The 15,847-nt window shown below is 60.0% G+C and carries 13 protein-coding genes; 2 read left to right on the top strand and 11 right to left on the bottom strand.

Annotated features, from left to right (window positions below; translation table 11 throughout):
• Window positions 1–30: 30 nt before the first annotated feature.
• The 8 genes from mgrA to AC1DM5_RS17350 form a co-directional block, all read right to left on the bottom strand.
• On the bottom strand, window positions 31–1,062 hold the full coding sequence (gene mgrA / locus AC1DM5_RS17385; RefSeq protein ID WP_477975331.1) for an L-glyceraldehyde 3-phosphate reductase: 1,032 nt from the start codon (window positions 1,060–1,062) through the stop codon (window positions 31–33).
• A gap of 289 nt (window positions 1,063–1,351) precedes the next feature.
• The gene (locus AC1DM5_RS17380; protein WP_477819338.1) at window positions 1,352–2,485 is read right to left on the bottom strand and encodes a Gfo/Idh/MocA family protein; all 1,134 of its coding nucleotides are present in this window, start codon (window positions 2,483–2,485) and stop codon (window positions 1,352–1,354) included.
• A gap of 8 nt (window positions 2,486–2,493) precedes the next feature.
• Window positions 2,494–3,258 carry a sugar phosphate isomerase/epimerase family protein gene (locus AC1DM5_RS17375; RefSeq protein WP_477819339.1) on the bottom strand — a complete coding sequence of 255 codons (765 nt, stop codon included), beginning with the start codon at window positions 3,256–3,258 and terminating at the stop codon, window positions 2,494–2,496.
• A 39-nt stretch (window positions 3,259–3,297) separates the two neighbouring features.
• Window positions 3,298–5,763, bottom strand: coding sequence for a beta-mannosidase (locus tag AC1DM5_RS17370; RefSeq protein WP_477975329.1), 2,466 nt, complete (start codon window positions 5,761–5,763; stop codon window positions 3,298–3,300).
• Between the two features lie 125 nt (window positions 5,764–5,888).
• Window positions 5,889–6,980 carry an ABC transporter ATP-binding protein gene (locus AC1DM5_RS17365; RefSeq protein ID WP_477819341.1) on the bottom strand — a complete coding sequence of 364 codons (1,092 nt, stop codon included), beginning with the start codon at window positions 6,978–6,980 and terminating at the stop codon, window positions 5,889–5,891.
• Window positions 6,981–6,984: 4 nt separating this feature from the next.
• Window positions 6,985–7,917, bottom strand: a complete 933-nt coding sequence (locus AC1DM5_RS17360; RefSeq protein ID WP_051942162.1) for a carbohydrate ABC transporter permease — start codon at window positions 7,915–7,917, stop codon at window positions 6,985–6,987.
• A gap of 4 nt (window positions 7,918–7,921) precedes the next feature.
• Window positions 7,922–8,827 carry a carbohydrate ABC transporter permease gene (locus AC1DM5_RS17355; RefSeq protein ID WP_037099251.1) on the bottom strand — a complete coding sequence of 302 codons (906 nt, stop codon included), beginning with the start codon at window positions 8,825–8,827 and terminating at the stop codon, window positions 7,922–7,924.
• A gap of 208 nt (window positions 8,828–9,035) precedes the next feature.
• Window positions 9,036–10,271: an ABC transporter substrate-binding protein gene (locus AC1DM5_RS17350; RefSeq protein WP_113183473.1), complete on the bottom strand. Its 1,236-nt coding sequence runs from the start codon at window positions 10,269–10,271 to the stop codon at window positions 9,036–9,038.
• 455 nt (window positions 10,272–10,726) lie between these two features.
• Here AC1DM5_RS17350 and AC1DM5_RS17345 point away from each other — a divergent pair, with 455 nt between their 5' ends.
• Together AC1DM5_RS17345 and AC1DM5_RS17340 are read left to right on the top strand one after the other, a co-directional pair.
• Window positions 10,727–11,767, top strand: coding sequence for a LacI family transcriptional regulator (locus AC1DM5_RS17345; protein WP_439015799.1), 1,041 nt, complete (start codon window positions 10,727–10,729; stop codon window positions 11,765–11,767).
• A gap of 322 nt (window positions 11,768–12,089) precedes the next feature.
• The gene (locus tag AC1DM5_RS17340) at window positions 12,090–13,919 is read left to right on the top strand and encodes a tetratricopeptide repeat protein (RefSeq protein ID WP_477975327.1); all 1,830 of its coding nucleotides are present in this window, start codon (window positions 12,090–12,092) and stop codon (window positions 13,917–13,919) included.
• 6 nt (window positions 13,920–13,925) lie between these two features.
• Here AC1DM5_RS17340 and AC1DM5_RS17335 read toward each other — a convergent pair whose 3' ends face one another.
• The 3 genes from AC1DM5_RS17335 to AC1DM5_RS17325 all read right to left on the bottom strand — a co-directional run bounded on the left by AC1DM5_RS17335 (window position 13,926) and on the right by AC1DM5_RS17325 (window position 15,803).
• The gene (locus tag AC1DM5_RS17335) at window positions 13,926–14,471 is read right to left on the bottom strand and encodes a GNAT family N-acetyltransferase (protein WP_477975325.1); all 546 of its coding nucleotides are present in this window, start codon (window positions 14,469–14,471) and stop codon (window positions 13,926–13,928) included.
• Window positions 14,472–14,568: 97 nt separating this feature from the next.
• Window positions 14,569–15,108 carry an orotate phosphoribosyltransferase gene (gene pyrE / locus AC1DM5_RS17330; RefSeq protein ID WP_477819345.1) on the bottom strand — a complete coding sequence of 180 codons (540 nt, stop codon included), beginning with the start codon at window positions 15,106–15,108 and terminating at the stop codon, window positions 14,569–14,571.
• Between the two features lie 176 nt (window positions 15,109–15,284).
• On the bottom strand, window positions 15,285–15,803 hold the full coding sequence (locus tag AC1DM5_RS17325) for a CYTH domain-containing protein (protein WP_477819346.1): 519 nt from the start codon (window positions 15,801–15,803) through the stop codon (window positions 15,285–15,287).
• Between the last annotated feature and the right edge of the window lie 44 nt (window positions 15,804–15,847).

Below are 15,847 nucleotides of genomic sequence, written 5' to 3'. Positions count from 1 at the left end.
CGCCCGGGGTTTTGCCCCGGGCGATCAAAACTATTCCAGCTCTGCGGACTTGGCCCAGAGGTTGATGTCGGCCTCCTTGGCATAGACATCGATCTGCTTCAGCTCCTCGGCCGTGAACTCGAGATTGTCGAGGGCGGCAACGCAATCGACGATCTGCGACGAACGGCTGGCGCCGATCAGCGCCGAGGTCACGCGCCCGCCGCGCAGCACCCAGGCGATCGCCATCTGCGCCAACGTCTGGCCGCGCTTTTCGGCGATCTCGTTGAGCTTCTTGATATTGTCGATGATCGAAGGACGGATGAAATCCTTCTTGAGGAAGTGGTTCTGCGCCGCACGGCTGTCGGAAGGAATGCCGCCGAGATACTTCGTCGTCAGCATGCCCTGGGCGAGCGGCGAGAACACGATCGAGCCCATGCCGACGTCGTCGAGCGTATCGAGCAGCTTGTCATCTTCGACCCAGCGGTTGAGCATGGAATAGCTCGGCTGGTGGATGAGGCAAGGCGTTCCCAGATCCTTCAAGATCGCGGCCGCCTCGCGGGTGCGCTGCGAATTATAGGAGGAAATGCCGACATAGAGTGCGCGGCCGGAACGCACGATATAGTCAAGCGCGCCGCAGGTCTCTTCCAGCGGGGTGTCCGGATCGAAACGGTGCGAATAGAAGATATCGACATAGTCGAGACCCATACGCTCAAGGCTCTGGTCGCAGGAGGCGATCAGATACTTGCGGCTGCCCCACTCGCCGTAGGGACCCGGCCACATGTCGTAACCGGCCTTGGAAGAGATGATCAGCTCGTCGCGCAGGCCGGCAAAATCGGTGCGCAGGATTTCGCCGAACGCGGTCTCGGCGCTGCCGGGAGGCGGGCCGTAATTGTTGGCGAGGTCGAAATGGGTGATGCCGAGATCGAAGGCCGTGCGGCACATATCGACCTTGCGGTCATGCGGGGTGTCACCGCCGAAATTGTGCCAGAGGCCGAGGGAAACGGCCGGCAGCTTCAGGCCGGAACGGCCCGTGCGGTTATACTTCATCTTCGAATAGCGGTTTTCGGCCGGTTGCCAGCTCATCTGAGGTCTCCTCAACCTGTAAAAGTGCTTCTCTTTCGTATCCCGCACCAAGCGGCAGTCGAAAGCTAAAAACGTCGCCGCCCTCATGTCAGGCAAAGCGCGACGGCACTATTGGATTAAGCACGCCGATACGGCAAGCGCGTGGCGCGTGTTCTCGACAACTTCACTCACTGACGCTGCCTGATGGCAAGCCCTGTCAGCCGACACCGTCATGTCAGGGCTTGTCCCTGACATGACGAGATTATTGCCCGAGCGCACCGCACGACAAGCGCACGGCGCACCCCTCACCTTACTTCAAGAGCGCCTGCGCCTCTTCAATGCCAAGAGCCGCCGGCTGCGTGCAGGTCGTCGTGAGGTCCACGAACCGGCCTTCCGCACCCGACTTCAGGATCGAGGTCATGATATCGACGCCATGCAGCGTGCGGTCGAGCGAGCAGCGTGCATCGCGGCCCTCGATCAGCGCCATGGCCATGTCGGCAAGGCCGGCCGTGCGGTAATTGGCGCGCGGGCCGTTCGGGCTTTCCTGGTTGAACTTGCCGAAGGGATGATCCCAGCCGTTCAGCTGCTTGATGTCCTTGTCGCGGCCGCTTGCCTCGACGACACCGCCGAAGAAGTTCGGATCCGGCACGTAGAGAGATCCGTCCGTGCCGTAGAGCTCCATATTGGCATGGCGGTGCGACCACACATCCCAGCTCGCCGTCAGCGTCACGGTGGCACCCGAGACGAATTCGAGCAGCGCCTGGATCGTCGTCGGCGTCTTGACCGGAATGGACTCGCCGTTGCGCGGCTGGCTGGTGATGGTGCGGGTTTCCGACGCCATCGAGGTCAAGCCGGCAACACGCTTCACCGGTCCGATCAGGTTGATCAGGTTGGCGATGTAATACGGACCCATGTCGAGGATCGGGCCGCCGCCCGGCAGGAAGAAGAAGTCCGGGTTCGGATGCCACATTTCCATGCCCGGGCCCATGACGTAGCAGGCGCCCGACGTGATACGGCCGATACCGCCGTCATCGACGAACTTGCGGGCGAGCTGATGCGCGCCGCCGAGGAAAGTATCGGGGGCGCAGCCAACGGAAAGCCCCTTCTCCTTGGCGATGCGGCGAAGCTCTTCGCCCTGCTCCAGCGAGAGCACGAGCGGCTTTTCCGAATAGACGTGCTTGCCGGCTTCGAGTGCTGCCTTCGACACCGGATAATGCGCATCCGGGATCGTCAGGTTGACGACGACGTCGATCTCGTCATTGGCGAGAAGCTCTTCGATCGTCTGCGCGATCACGCCATATTCCTCGGCGCGATGCTTTGCAGCCTGCACATTGATATCGGCGCAGGCGAGCACCTTCAGCCCCTTGAAGAGCGGTGCCAGCGAAAAGTAAGTGGTGGAGATATTGCCGCATCCGATGATGCCGACGCCAAGTTCCTTGGTCATGGTCTGCCTCAGTAGGTCTTGAAGGAAGCGATCGAGCGCGTGATGTTGCGGTCGATATCATTGGGATTGTCATGCTCGACGACGAAATGCTTGGCCTTGGTCTTTGCCTTGACGACCGGAAGCAGCTTCGCCCAGCCGATCGTGCCATGGCCGACATCGGCCCAGCCGCCTTCGTCAGTGGCTTCGCCAGCCGGTGCGATGTCCTTGACGTGGACGGCGCTGATGCGGTCCCCAAGCTTCTCGACCCAGGCATAGGGATCCGCACCGCCGCGAACGACCCAGGCAATATCCGCTTCCCAGGTGATGCCGGGCGCGCCTTCGAAGATGCGCTCGATCGGCAGCGAGCCGTCGGAAAGCTTCACGAATTCGAAGTCGTGATTGTGCCAGCCGAATTCATAGCCCGCATCCTTGTAGGGCTTGCTCATTTCCTGCAGGCGCTTGCCGAAGGCGAGCCAGCCGGCAGCATCCGTCGGGCGCTGGTCGGGCATCAGGTGCGGCGCATAGATCGAATCCATGCCGAGGATCTTGGCAATCTGCAGGGACTTCTCGACATTGCCGTCGAGGAAATCGGGGCTGAAATGGCCGGTCGCCATCACGAGACCGTTCTTGTCGAGATCGGCACGCAGGTTCTTCAGGCCGGCTTCGTCGAGTTCGGCATAAATGCCGCCGAAACCTTCGACTTCGCCGTAGCCGGCCTTGCCGAGCTTTTCAAAGATCGCCGACAAAGGCGGGAAATTGCGGGCGCTATAGAGCTGATAGCTGAGCTTGGTCATGTCATCCTCCTCGGGCCTCGTGCCCGTTCTCACGTAAGATCAATCTGCCGACTGGCAGGAATGCAGGTCGTAGAAGCGGAATTCCGGCAGCTTGCCATTTTCGAGCGGTTTTGCCGGGGCAAAGGTGATGCGGCGGCTTTCGCCGGCTGCAAGGTCGAAGGCGTTGTCGGAATATTTGCCGTCCGTATCCGTTTCGATCATCACGAAGAGCGCCAGCCCCTTCGCCGTGATGGCGATATCGATCGAGCCATTCTCTTCGATGAATTCATGCGTGACGGAAAGGCCCGCCGGCTCCAGTTCCAGCGCCTTGTAGGTGCCGTTGACGAAATGCCCCTCGCCGCCCATGCCGTTCGAGGCGGTGAAGTGCCAGGCCAGCAGCGTGCCCTCGGGGATATCAGAGATATCGAGCGTCGCGGCCGTGACCGCCGCATCCGGCTCGCACATGGCCTGCACATTCTTCAGGTGCTTGCGCTCGCCCTTCATCGTCAGGATCGATATCGACAGATCGACGCTGACATCGGCAAGCGTGTCATTGACCAGCGAGAAACGGATCGACTTGCCATCGTCCGAAGGGATCGCCGCCACAGCCACCGGCTGGAAGAAGCGCTTGACGAGATAGTGCATCGCCTTCCAGCGGCCGCCGTAATCGAGGCTCGACCAGGAAGCGACCGGCCAGGTGTCGTTGAGCTGCCAGTAGATCGTGCCCATGCAATGGGGTTTCAGCGAGCGCCAATATTCCACCGCAGTCTTGATCGCCAGACCCTGCTGGATTTGGCTGAGATAGACGAAATTCGGGAAATCCTTCGGGAAGCGGAAGTAGCGGAACATCGTGCCGGCAATGCGCTCGTTGCCGCCGGCGTTCTTCTGGTGCAGCTCCATGACGGGCGAAGCGACGTTCATGTCCTTGGCGTCGGCATAGGTCTTGATGACAGGCAGCGACGTATAGGACTGGAAGCCGAATTCCGAGCAGAAGCGCGGCCTGACCGAGCGGTAATTGTCGAACGACTTGTTCTCGTGCCAGACCGACCAGTAATGCATGTCGCCGGAACCATCGGCATGCCAGGCATCGCCGAAATCGAGATAACCGGAAGCCGGGCTCGACGGCCACCAGAGAGCGCCTGGCATCGCCTTCTTCACAGACTGCTCGATGGTGCGGTTCAGGCGGTCGTAGGAAACGAGATAGCGGTCACGATCCCTACGGGACTCCTCAAACCAGGTGAGCGCGCCGACGAGCTCGTTATCGCCGCACCAGAGCGCGATCGAGGCATGCGAGGAAAGCCGGCGGACCTGATAATCCACCTCGACGGCGACATTTTCCAGGAAGTCCTCGGTCGAGGGATAGAGGTTGCAGGCGAACATGAAATCCTGCCAGACCATCAGGCCGAGGCGATCGCAGATATCGTAGAACCAGTCGTGCTCGTAGAAGCCGCCGCCCCACACACGGATCATGTTCATGTTGGCGGCCTTGGCCGACTGCAGCAGGTCCTCGGTATTCTCTTGCGACGACAGCGAGAACAGCGCATCGGCCGGGATCCAGTTGGCGCCGCGGCAGAAGATCTCGCGGCCGTTGACCTTGAAGGCGAAACGGCTGCCGGCGGCATCGGGCGTCGTGATCAGTTCGATCGTACGCAGGCCGATCTGCTTCGTCACGCTGTCGGAGCCAAGCTCGACGGTGAGCGTATAAAGCACCTGCTCGCCGCTGCCGGAGGGCCACCAGAGGCGCGGATTATCGATCTGGAAGACGTGGTTGATGTCAGCCTCGCCGGGGTTGACGCCGACATCGAGGCGCACGCGCTCGCCATCGAGATCGAAATAGAGCTGGGCGATGCCGGCATTCTTGGCATAGAGCGTCGCCGTGACCTGCAACTCCACCGAACCATCGGCATTATGCGTCTGGCGTGTCAGCACATGCTCGATGCGCGCCGTCTCCAGCTTCTTCAGCGCGATCGTGCCGTAGAGGCCGAGAGGGGCAATGGCGATATTCCAGTCCCAGCCGAAATGGCACTGCGGCTTGCGCAGCATGTTGCCGTCAGGGATCGGCGAATTGCCGGTGCTATAGGGAATGTAGAAGGGCTGCTTCTTCTGCCGTTCGGCGCCGGTGGCAATGCTTGAGGCAAAGACGATGCGGATCGTGTTCTCGCCCTTCTTCAGCATGCTCGACACATCCGGCCTGTAGCGGCGGAAGCTGTTATCGGCTTCGAGCGCCAGGAAGCCGTTGACGTGAACGCTGGCGACCGTGTCGAGATAGTCGATGTCGAGATACCAGTCGCCCTCGGCATCGGGAAGCGTGAAGCTGCGCTCGACCACCCATTCGCGCTGGGCGACCCACTGCACCTTTTCCTCGTTTCGACCGAAATAGGGATCCGGGATCAGTCCCGCGCGGTGAAGCGCGGTGTGCACGTCGCCCGGCAGCGTGATGACGCTGCGGATCTCGCCATCGGCGGAGGCAAGCTGCCACGAGCCCGAAAGTTCGATGTTGAAACCGTTCTTCGGCAAGGATGTCATAGTCTTATCCTGATCGGGCCGCTCCTGGGAATGCCGGGCAAGCCGGACTGCGGCCGAATTTGGCTGGCCTGACGGCCGATTGGAGGATCGGGCGGCACTGTTTCCAGCGCCGCCCGCAGAACTTTCTAGAGGCGCAGTTCGCTTTCGCCGTCGAAGACCGAGGCGAGCGACATGTCGAAGCTGAGCTTCACCTTGGCTCCGACATTGAAGCGGCGCGCACCGTTGATGCGTACCGACATCGTGTGACCGGCATGTTTCAGCCACAGAAGATTGTCCGCGCCCATCGGTTCCTCGATGTCGACGGTGGCGTCATGCTCTTCGCCACCGGTATTCTCGTTGACCTTGATGTGTTCGGGGCGAACGCCAAGCACCACCTTGCGGCCGGGCTGCAGCTTATCGTAGCCGTCATAGGCGGCGAGCGAGAAATTGACGCCATTGGCGGTAAAGGCGATGCCGTCACCCGATTTGATCAGTTCGCCATGCAGGAAGTTCATAGACGGCGAGCCGATGAAGCCGGCGACGAAGAGATTGCGCGGCTTGTTGTAGATCGTCGTCGGATCGTCGAGCTGCTGGATGATGCCGCTCTTCATGATGGCGATACGGTCAGCCAGCGTCAGTGCCTCGATCTGGTCATGCGTGACGTAGATCATCGTGTTCTTCAGCGACTGGTGCAGACGCTTGATTTCGACGCGCAGTTCCGAGCGCAACTTCGCATCGAGGTTCGACAGTGGCTCGTCGAAGAGGAAGACATCGACATCGCGCACCAGGGCACGGCCGATCGCCACACGCTGGCGCTGGCCGCCGGAAAGCTCGGCGGGCTTCCTCTTCAACAACGGCTGGATCTGCAGGATCTCGGAGGCACGCGCTACGCGCTTGTCGATCTCGACCTGCGGCACCTTGGCGACGCGAAGGCCGAAGGAGAGGTTCTTTTCAACAGTCATCTGCGGATAAAGCGCATAGGACTGGAAGACCATGCCGATGCCGCGGTCCTTCGGCTCTTCCCAGGTGACGTTTTTGCCCTTGATGAAGATCTGCCCTTCCGAGGCGTCGAGCAGCCCGGCAATGCAGTTCAGCAACGTCGACTTGCCGCAGCCCGAAGAGCCGAGCAGCACCAGGAATTCGCCGTCATTGATGTCGAGGTTCAGATCCTTGAGCACGCTGACCGCACCGAAGTTCAGCGACAGGTCCTTGATGGAAACACTTGCATTCATGTTCATGGGATCAACCCTTCACTGCGCCAGCGGCGATGCCACGGACGAAAAGCCGCCCCGACACGAAATAGACGACGAGCGGAACAAGTCCTGTAAGGATTGTTGCCGCCATGTTGACGTTGTATTCCTTCACGCCTTGGACGGAATTGACGATGTTGTTGAGCTGCACGGTCATCGGATAGGTATCCGGCCGGGTGAAGACCACGCCGAACAGGAAGTCGTTCCAGATGCCGGTCACCTGCAGGATCATCGCGACGACGAARATCGGCAGCGACATCGGCAGCATGATCTTCAGGAAGATCTGCCAGAAGCCCGCCCCGTCGACACGCGCCGCCTTGAAGAGTTCCTCCGGCAGAGACACGAAGTAGTTGCGGAAGAGCAGCGTCAGGATCGGCATGCCGAAGATCGAATGCACGATGACGAGCCCGGTGAGCGAGCCGTAGATGCCGATTTCGCGCAGGATGATGACGATCGGATAGATCATCACCTGATAGGGAATGAAGGCGCCGATGATGAGGACCGAGAAGAAGAATTCCGATCCCTTGAAGCGCCAGTTCGCCAGCGCATAACCATTGACCGAGGCGATCGCGATCGAGACGATGACCGAAGGAACGGTGATGCGTACCGAGTTCCAGAAACCGCGCGAAAGACCGTCGCAGTTGAGGCCGGTGCAGGCCGTCGCCCAGGCCTTGACCCAGGGTTCGAAGGTGATTTCCATCGGCGGCGCGAAGATGTTGCCGAGCCGGATCTCCGGCATCCCCTTGAGCGAGGTGACGACCATCACGTAGAGCGGAATCAAGTAATAGACGGCGGCCACGAAAAGCGTGCCGTAGACGATGATGTTGCGGCCCGAAACCACCGGCCGCGGCTTTGGCCCGGTCGGACCGGAAACCGACTTCTTCTCGAAAGGAGTGTCGCCGCCATTGACGGCCTTGAGAGCGATATTGTCAGCCACGTTTGCGCCCTCCGCCAAATTCCAGATATGCCCAGGGAATGACGATGATCGCCACTGTCAGCAGCATCATGGTCGAAGCTGCAAAGCCCTGACCGAGATTCTGCGCCTGGAACATGTAGTCGTAGACGTATTTCGCCGGCACTTCCGACGAGATGCCCGGACCGCCGCTGGTCTGGGCGACGACGAGGTCGTAGACCTTGACGATGCCGCTGGCGATGATGACGAGCGTGGTGATGAAGACCGGCCGCATCATCGGAATGATGACGAAGAGATAGGTCCGCCACATCGGAATGCCATCGACGCGGGAAGCCTTCCAGATATCCTCGTCAATGCCGCGAAGCCCGGCGAGCATCAGGCACATCACGAGGCCGGTACCCTGCCAGAGGGCGGCGATCAGCACCCCGTAAATGACGATTTCAGACGTATAGAGCGGATCGAAACTGAAGCTCGTCCACCCCAGCGACCGCACGACCGCCTGGACGCCGAATTCCGGATTGAGGATCCACTGCCACACGAGACCGGTGACGATGAAGGACAGCGCGAAGGGATAGAGGAAGATCGTGCGGAACGTGTTCTCGAAACGGATCTTCTGATCCATGAGAGCCGCCAGCATGAAACCGATGACCAGACTGAAGATCAGCGACAGAATGCCGTAGATCGCCAGGTTCTCGATGGACACGACCCAACGCGGAGCGGCCCAGAGACGCTGATATTGCTCGATGCCTACGAAGTTCAATCGCGGCAGAAGCTTGGAATTGGTGAAGGAATAAACCACCGTCCAGATCGTACCACCGAGAAAGATGACCATGGCGGTGAGGATCATGGGAATAGAGGCAATCTTCGAATTCAGATTGCGAAACAATTTAAACGGTCGGCCGGCTTTCGCTTGACCTGTCATTGAGTTTCCTCCTGAAGCACAGTCGCTTCGGTGATCGGGGCTCCATCCGAAGACGGCCGCCCTTCCCGTCCCTGTCGCAACCGCTATGCGGTCTTGGCGCGACCGCAGCCGGGTGTGACCTGCCGTCGCCGCAAGGATCAGAGATCCGGCGGCGCGATCCGGCCCTGCGACATGCAGGACCGGACCTGATGGGCTTGAGGACCGAGGATCAGTCGGCGGCGGCGATGATGTCGGCGAAGCGCTTCTGCGCTGCGTCGGGCGTCATCGTGTTATTGGCGAAGAACTCGGCGAAGAGGTCTTCGATCTGTTTTGTCGTATCGGGCGAAACGAGCTGATCGGAGCTGGTGACGATATTACCCTTGGAGAGGATATCGAGACCCTTCTTCATGCAGTCGTTTGCGGCCGAGATGTCGACGTCGCCGCGAACCGGAAGCGAGCCCTTCTTCAGATTGAAGGCAACCTGGGTCTTGGGGTCGAGAAGTGTGGCGGCAAGCACGTCCTGAGCCTTGGCCTTCTCGGCATCCTTCTGGAGCGGGAAGTAGAAGGCGTCGCCGCTGGTCGAGATGATCTCGTTCACGCCGAGGCCCGGAAGGCAGGTATAGTCCTTGCCGGCAACCTGCTTGGCAACCTGGAATTCGCCCTGCGCCCAGTCACCCATGATCTGGCCGCCGGCCTTGCCGGTGATGACGAGGTTGGTGGCCTGGTTCCAGTCCTGCACGTTGCTGCCCTTGGACATGCGCCGTGCATCATCGGCAGCCTTGAAGACCTTGGCGATCTCGGGGCCGGCTGCCACTTTGGCATCCTTGTCCTTGAAGACCTTCAGGTAGTTGTCCTTGCCGCCGATGGCGATCATCAGAACGTTGAAGGCGCCGCTTGCCTGCCAGCCCTGGCCGCCGACTGCAAGAGGAACGATCCCGGCCTTTTCCAGAGCCGGAGCGGCAGCGACGAATTCATCCCAGTTCTTCGGAACCGAAACGCCGGCCTTCTGGAAGGCGGCATTCGACAGCCACAGCCACTGCCAGGAGTGGATGTTGACGGGTGCGCAATAGATCTTGCCGTCGATCGTGCAGGAATCGAGCAGGGTCGACGGACGGATGATATCCTTCCATTTGCCTGCGGTCGCCACATCGGTCAGATCCTTCATGAGGCCGGCCTGAACGAGTTCCTCGGCCTGACGGCCGTGGTTGAACTGGGTGGCACCCATCGGGTCACCGCCGGTGATGCGGCTGATCATGATCGGGCGCGCCGTGCTGCCGGAACCGGCGATTGCGCCGTCCACCCAATGGTTGCCGGTGGCATCGAATGCCTTTGCCAGCTCAGCTACAGCGGCAGCTTCACCGCCCGAGGTCCACCAATGGGTGACTTCGAGATCGGTTGCCTTGGCGGCACCAAACGGAATGGCTACGGAAGCGGCAAGCACAGCCGCCATCATACGGATTTTCATGAGTTCTCCTCCCTCACTGAAACGTTGCCGGAAAAACTTAGAGCAATCGATTTATCCGCGCAACCGCCCGCTCGTAAAATTTTCTGTGAAAGGCGCCATTACAGCCTATGAGGGCAATCACCAGTTCCGTCTTTGCTCTATAAGAAAAGCGTAGGCAAGCGATTTCGCAATTGCGGCACTCATCTATACTACTGATTCAACTATTTAATTTTTGATTAATCTGACAATTTCGATCTTTCACTATTTCGCAGGTGCAAAAAATCGCGCGCCGGACACGCGATTCAACCAGAGAGGACCACTATGCAACGTTGATCAGAAAAAAGGCTCGACATTTCTACTGTATCGTTACAGATTGTCTCGCTCAGGGAGGAGAGCTTTTTCAGCGCCGGCGTACTTACAGCGCAGCAAAAAGCCTCTATAAGGCTAAGCAAATCGCGTGAGGCGGGCCTAAAGGGATGGAAAACAACGGAAATTTCGGCGGAGCGGCATCCGGTTCCGTTCCACGCGAGCGCCCGACATTGAAGACGATCGCCTTCATGACGGGCCTTGGCGTGACGACCGTATCGCGGGCACTGAAAGATGCACCGGATATTGGCGCTGAAACCAAGGAACGGGTGCGCATGGTCGCCCGCCAGCTCGGCTACCAGCCGAACCGGGCCGGCGTACGCCTGAGAACAGGCAAGACCAACGTAATTGCCCTCGTCCTCAGTATAGATGAGGAGATCATGGGCTTTTCCAGCCAGATGGTCTTCGGCATTTCCGAAGTGCTGACCGGCACGCCCTACCACATCGTCGTCACCCCGCATTCGCACAGCAAGGACCCCATGCTGCCGGTGCGCTATATCCTCGACACAGGCTCCGCAGACGGTGTCATCATCTCGCGCGTCGAGCCTGACGATCCGCGCGTGCGCCTGCTCGCCGAAAGCGGCATGCCCTTTACCGCCCACGGCCGCACCGATGCCGGCCTCGTGCACCCCTACCACGATTTTGACAACGAGGCTTACGCCCATCAGGCCGTGCAGAAGCTCGTCAACCGCGGCCGCAAGCGCATTGCCCTGCTGCAGCCGCCGAGCAAGCTCACCTATTACACCCATACCCGCATCGGCTTTCAGACCGGCCTGCACGATTATGGCGCCGAGGAAGTGCCGCTACGCGCCAATATCGACGCCCCGCTCGCCGAAATCCGTGACGCCGTGGAGCAGCTGATGCGCTCCCCTGGTGCCCCTGATGGCATCGTCTCGTCCGCCGGCAGCGCCACTATCGCCGTCAACGCCGGCATCGAAGCCGCCGGCAAACGCCTCGGCCACGACGTCGACCTCGTCTCCAAACAATCCGCCCCGATCCTCAACTGGATCCGCCCGGAGATCATCACCGCCTACGAAGACGTCCGCCACGCCGGCCGCGAGATGGCCAAGCAGGTGATTGCGCGGATCGATGGCGTGGATGCGGAGCTGCTGCAGAGTATCAGCAAGCCGGAATGGCCGGACGGGCGGTAGAGAAAGCCACAATGCGGTCAGAGGATCTGTCGTGCGCACTCCTCACCGTGTGACCATTCTGCTTCCACCCTCCCGGCCAAGCGCGCTGCTCGCTGACCGGCGCTCGTGATCTTCGACTCGCGACAAGCCGACGTAAACGAACTGTTTGCTTAACCGGCAACAATAGCCGCAGAACCCCCTGCCGGTCCCTTGCAGCAATATCCGGCTTGATACAACGTACGCTTGCGGAATATCCCGATTTCGGCGCCCCAATAGTTTGCCGGGCACATATTCCTTTGAGCTGGATGATATGGCTACGATCAGCGCAGGACGAAATCCGTTGATGCTTTTCCTGCTGGCCGTCGCCGGCGTGAGCATCCTGATGACCGGCGTATGGGTGGGAGAGCGGTTCATGCCTTCCGCTGCCTTGTCGAAGTTGGAAGTATCGGACTGGTCCCTGCGCGGCATTGCCGACAGCAGTCAGGATGCGCAGGTCAGCGCCGCACGCCCGGCTGGTCGACAGGACAAGCTGCCCTTCATCCGCGCCAAACTTGTGCAGGATGCCATCAAGCGGGGTGATTTTGCCACCGCGACCAGAATTTCGAGCGATACGCTTGCGGCGAGCCGCGCCAAGGTATGGACGTTCTATCCTTTCGACGACTTCGTCAAAGCCGTTTCCGATCTCAGCGACCCATCTTTCGAACGCAAGCTTTCGGCCTGGGTGGACCACGCTCCACTGGCTCCGTTTCCGCGCCTCGTGCGCGCGCAATATTACTACGACCTCGCATGGTATAAGCGCGGCCACAGGTTCAGCGCGAAAACCGACAAGCAGTCGCAGGTCGCTTTTGCCAGCATCCTGCAAAAGGGCGCCGCCGATGTCAGCAAGGTTCTGAAGCTCGACCCGACCTCGGCCTACGGCCTGTATCTGCAGGTGAACATGCTGCGCGGCTATGGCGCGACATCACGGCTGAACGACGCGCTCGACCAGGCGATAGCAGTCTACCCGCATTACATGCCTCTCTACCAGATCGTCTTGTCGACCCTGCAGCCCAAATGGGGTGGCGACATCGACATGATGTACGCCTTCGTCGACCGCTATGGTGCGAACGCACCGGAAGGTTCGCCGCTGAAACTGCTGCCCCTGCAGCTGTACCGATATCTGTTCGAAACGGCAGGAACGACTTGTTACGGCAAACGGGGAGACGCCTATGTTTCCTGCTTTCAGGATTTCATGAAGCAGACCCTTCGGCCGGGCTTGGAGGCCGACGCGGCAAAGGCTCTGCAGCAGTTCGGCCAGATGAATCAGTATGAAACCAACGCAGCTGTCGACGACATCCTGTCGGATATGATCTCACAATCAGGCGGAGAGCCCTACTCCGGTCGTTTGCTGCAGATTGCGGCCGATAGCTATGGCACCGATCCGCGCCTCGTGCAGTCGGGCGGGGGAAATCAGAATTTTCTTATCGACAAGCTTGTCGCGAGATCCTGGTACTACAAAGGCTTCTACGACAATGCCGTCACCAAATACAAGGAAGCCCTGTCGCATATAGGGGCCGCTTCGTTTCCGACACCGGAAGAGAAGGACATGGCCGTCGCAGATATCTATGAAACGCTCGCCGGGATGTATTCGAAATACCACCGGCCGTCTGAGATGGTCGATGCGGCAAAGGCGGCACTGGCACTCAACGGCAAGGCCTATAACCGGATCTATCTGTGCTTCGGCAACTATCAGCTCAAGCAATATGATGCAGCGCTCGACAAGTGCTCGCAGATTACCGCTGATCCCGAAAGTGGTGTCGAAGCACGTTACTGGCGCGGGCTCGTGTATCAGGCCATGAAGAACGACGAGAAGGCCATAGATGACCTGACAGAAGTTGCGAACTCGCAGGACGACAGGCGCGCGCAGGCAGCGATCGAGCTTTCGATGATCTATTTCAACCGAAAGGACAACAAAGGCGCACTCGACCTTCTCAACAGATATCCCTACCTCTACGATACCGACGTCACCGCCAAGAACAATGTCGCAGTGAGCTATAACAATCGCTGCTATGCCTATATGGAACTCGGCGAGCTGCAGAAGGCGCTGGACGACTGCAACGCCTCGCTTGCAAACGGCAGCATCCCCGACGCCTTCAAGAAAAAGGAAGAACTCGTCGCACGCCTTTCACGGTGAGGCTCATCAATCGGTCTGTGCCTGTGCCGAAAAATCCGTCTCCAGCAGCCCCATCATTACGTCGTCATGGCACACACCATCAACGAAAGCGGCCTCCCGCTCTCTGCCTTCGATCACGAAGCCGCATTTCTCGTAGGCCCGGATCGCCCGCGTATTGTACGCAAGCACCCTTATCCCGATCCGGTGCAGCCGCAACTCGTTGAAAGCATGGTGCAGGAGGAGACGAATAGCCTCGCTCCCGAGCCCTTTTCCCAGCAATTGCGGATCGTAGATGCCGATCGCCATGGAGGCGTGGCGATCGATGGCGTCGAGCCTGTCCAGCCGGATTTCGCCGATCAGCCGCCCCTGAAATTCGATGATCCAGGCATGCGGATGAACGACGAGGCCCTGGATCCACTGAACGGCACCCTCTCTCGTCAGCGGCGTCACATCATCATGGTCAATGCCAAACATCTCGACGATCTCGACCGGGTTGCCAAGAGACAGCCGAGCATCCACATCGTCAAAAGACGCCGGCCGCAGCGCGATAGTCTCACCCTTCAAACGCACCATGCTCGCCGCCAACATCCGGTTTTCTTTGCCGTCGGCAGTCTAGTCGCTATCACGCCGGCCGCAACGGGCGCCTGCCGGAAGCCCGAAAGGCATCCGCCTACCGAGCATTCTCCAGATCCGCCCGCGTAAACACCGGATACACCTGAAGCCCGGGCATGCCCTCGATGCGCGCAGCCCCCTCGCCGCGCCAGATCGCGCAGACGACGCCAAGCACCTCGGCCCCTTCCCCGACCGCCATCCGATAGGCATCGGCCACCGCCCCGCCCGTGCTGATTACGTCCTCGATGAAGGTCACGCGCCGGCCGGCCACGTCCTGCCCTTCGATCGCGCGGCAGGTGCCGTAGGTCTTGGCTTCCTTGCGGATGAAGGCGGCTGGCAGGCCTGTTTCCAGCGAGATCGCGGTCACGAGCGGTACGCCACCGAGCTCCAGCCCGGCGATGATTTCGATATCGGCGGGCAGAAGGGCGGCCATTGCCTGCGCCAGCGGCTTCAGGAGAGCCGGTGTGCCTTCGAAGCGGTATTTGTCGAAATAGCGGTGCGACACCTGGCCCGAGCGGAGAACGAATTCGCCTTCCAGCGTTGCGATTTCGGAGATTTGCCGGGCCAATGCCGCATGGTCGACGGATGCCTTGATCATTTTTATCCCTTCAGAAAGTGCTTGCTCACGACGCTGCTTCGCACAGAGGAATGCCCTATGCCCACGCATTCCCGCAACAGTGTCACTTGCAATTGCCGAGCCTGCCTGACCACCGAACATTTGCCGGGCGGCAGGTTACAGATATCCGACGCTGGTTATGGCAGCGATCGCGAATATCATGTTAACGGCAGGGCACTCACTAAGGAACTTCGCACGCGGCCGCATCGGTCTTGCTGGCCGCCTCGCACGGACGTTGCAAGCGTTCGATTGGAATATGCGGCATCTCCTGTCACCTCCACACCCAGCCACGGCGGACAGGGCGGTTGATCGCTTTCGTCATCAAGTTCGATTTCTGCGACGACGAGCCCGTCATTGGCGCCGGTGTAGACGTCCACCTCCCAGAGGTAGCCGCGATGGCTTACCTCAAAGCGGGTTTTATGCAGCACGCTCTTTGCATGAGCGATCATTTCCAGACCGTTGGCATAGGGGATCTCGAATTCGAACTCTTCGCGCCTCAGGCGCCCTGTCCGGAGCTTGACCGTCAGAAGGGCGCGGGCCTCGTCGATGATCCTGACACGGACAAACGAATCTTTTCGTGCCAGCAGGTAGCCCTGGCGGAATGCGGCGCCCACCGATGCGTGATCGCGCCAGCTATCGTTTGACACGAGGAATTTTCGCTCGATTTCCGTGGTCATCCTGCTCCCCCTGCATCGCTATCGACTTCAACGAAAAAAGGCGG

It is taken from the genome of Rhizobium sp. 01T437 (genome assembly GCF_056398505.1).
Note: the sequence above shows the minus strand (reverse complement) of the source record. Positions and strands in the feature narration are given on the sequence as shown.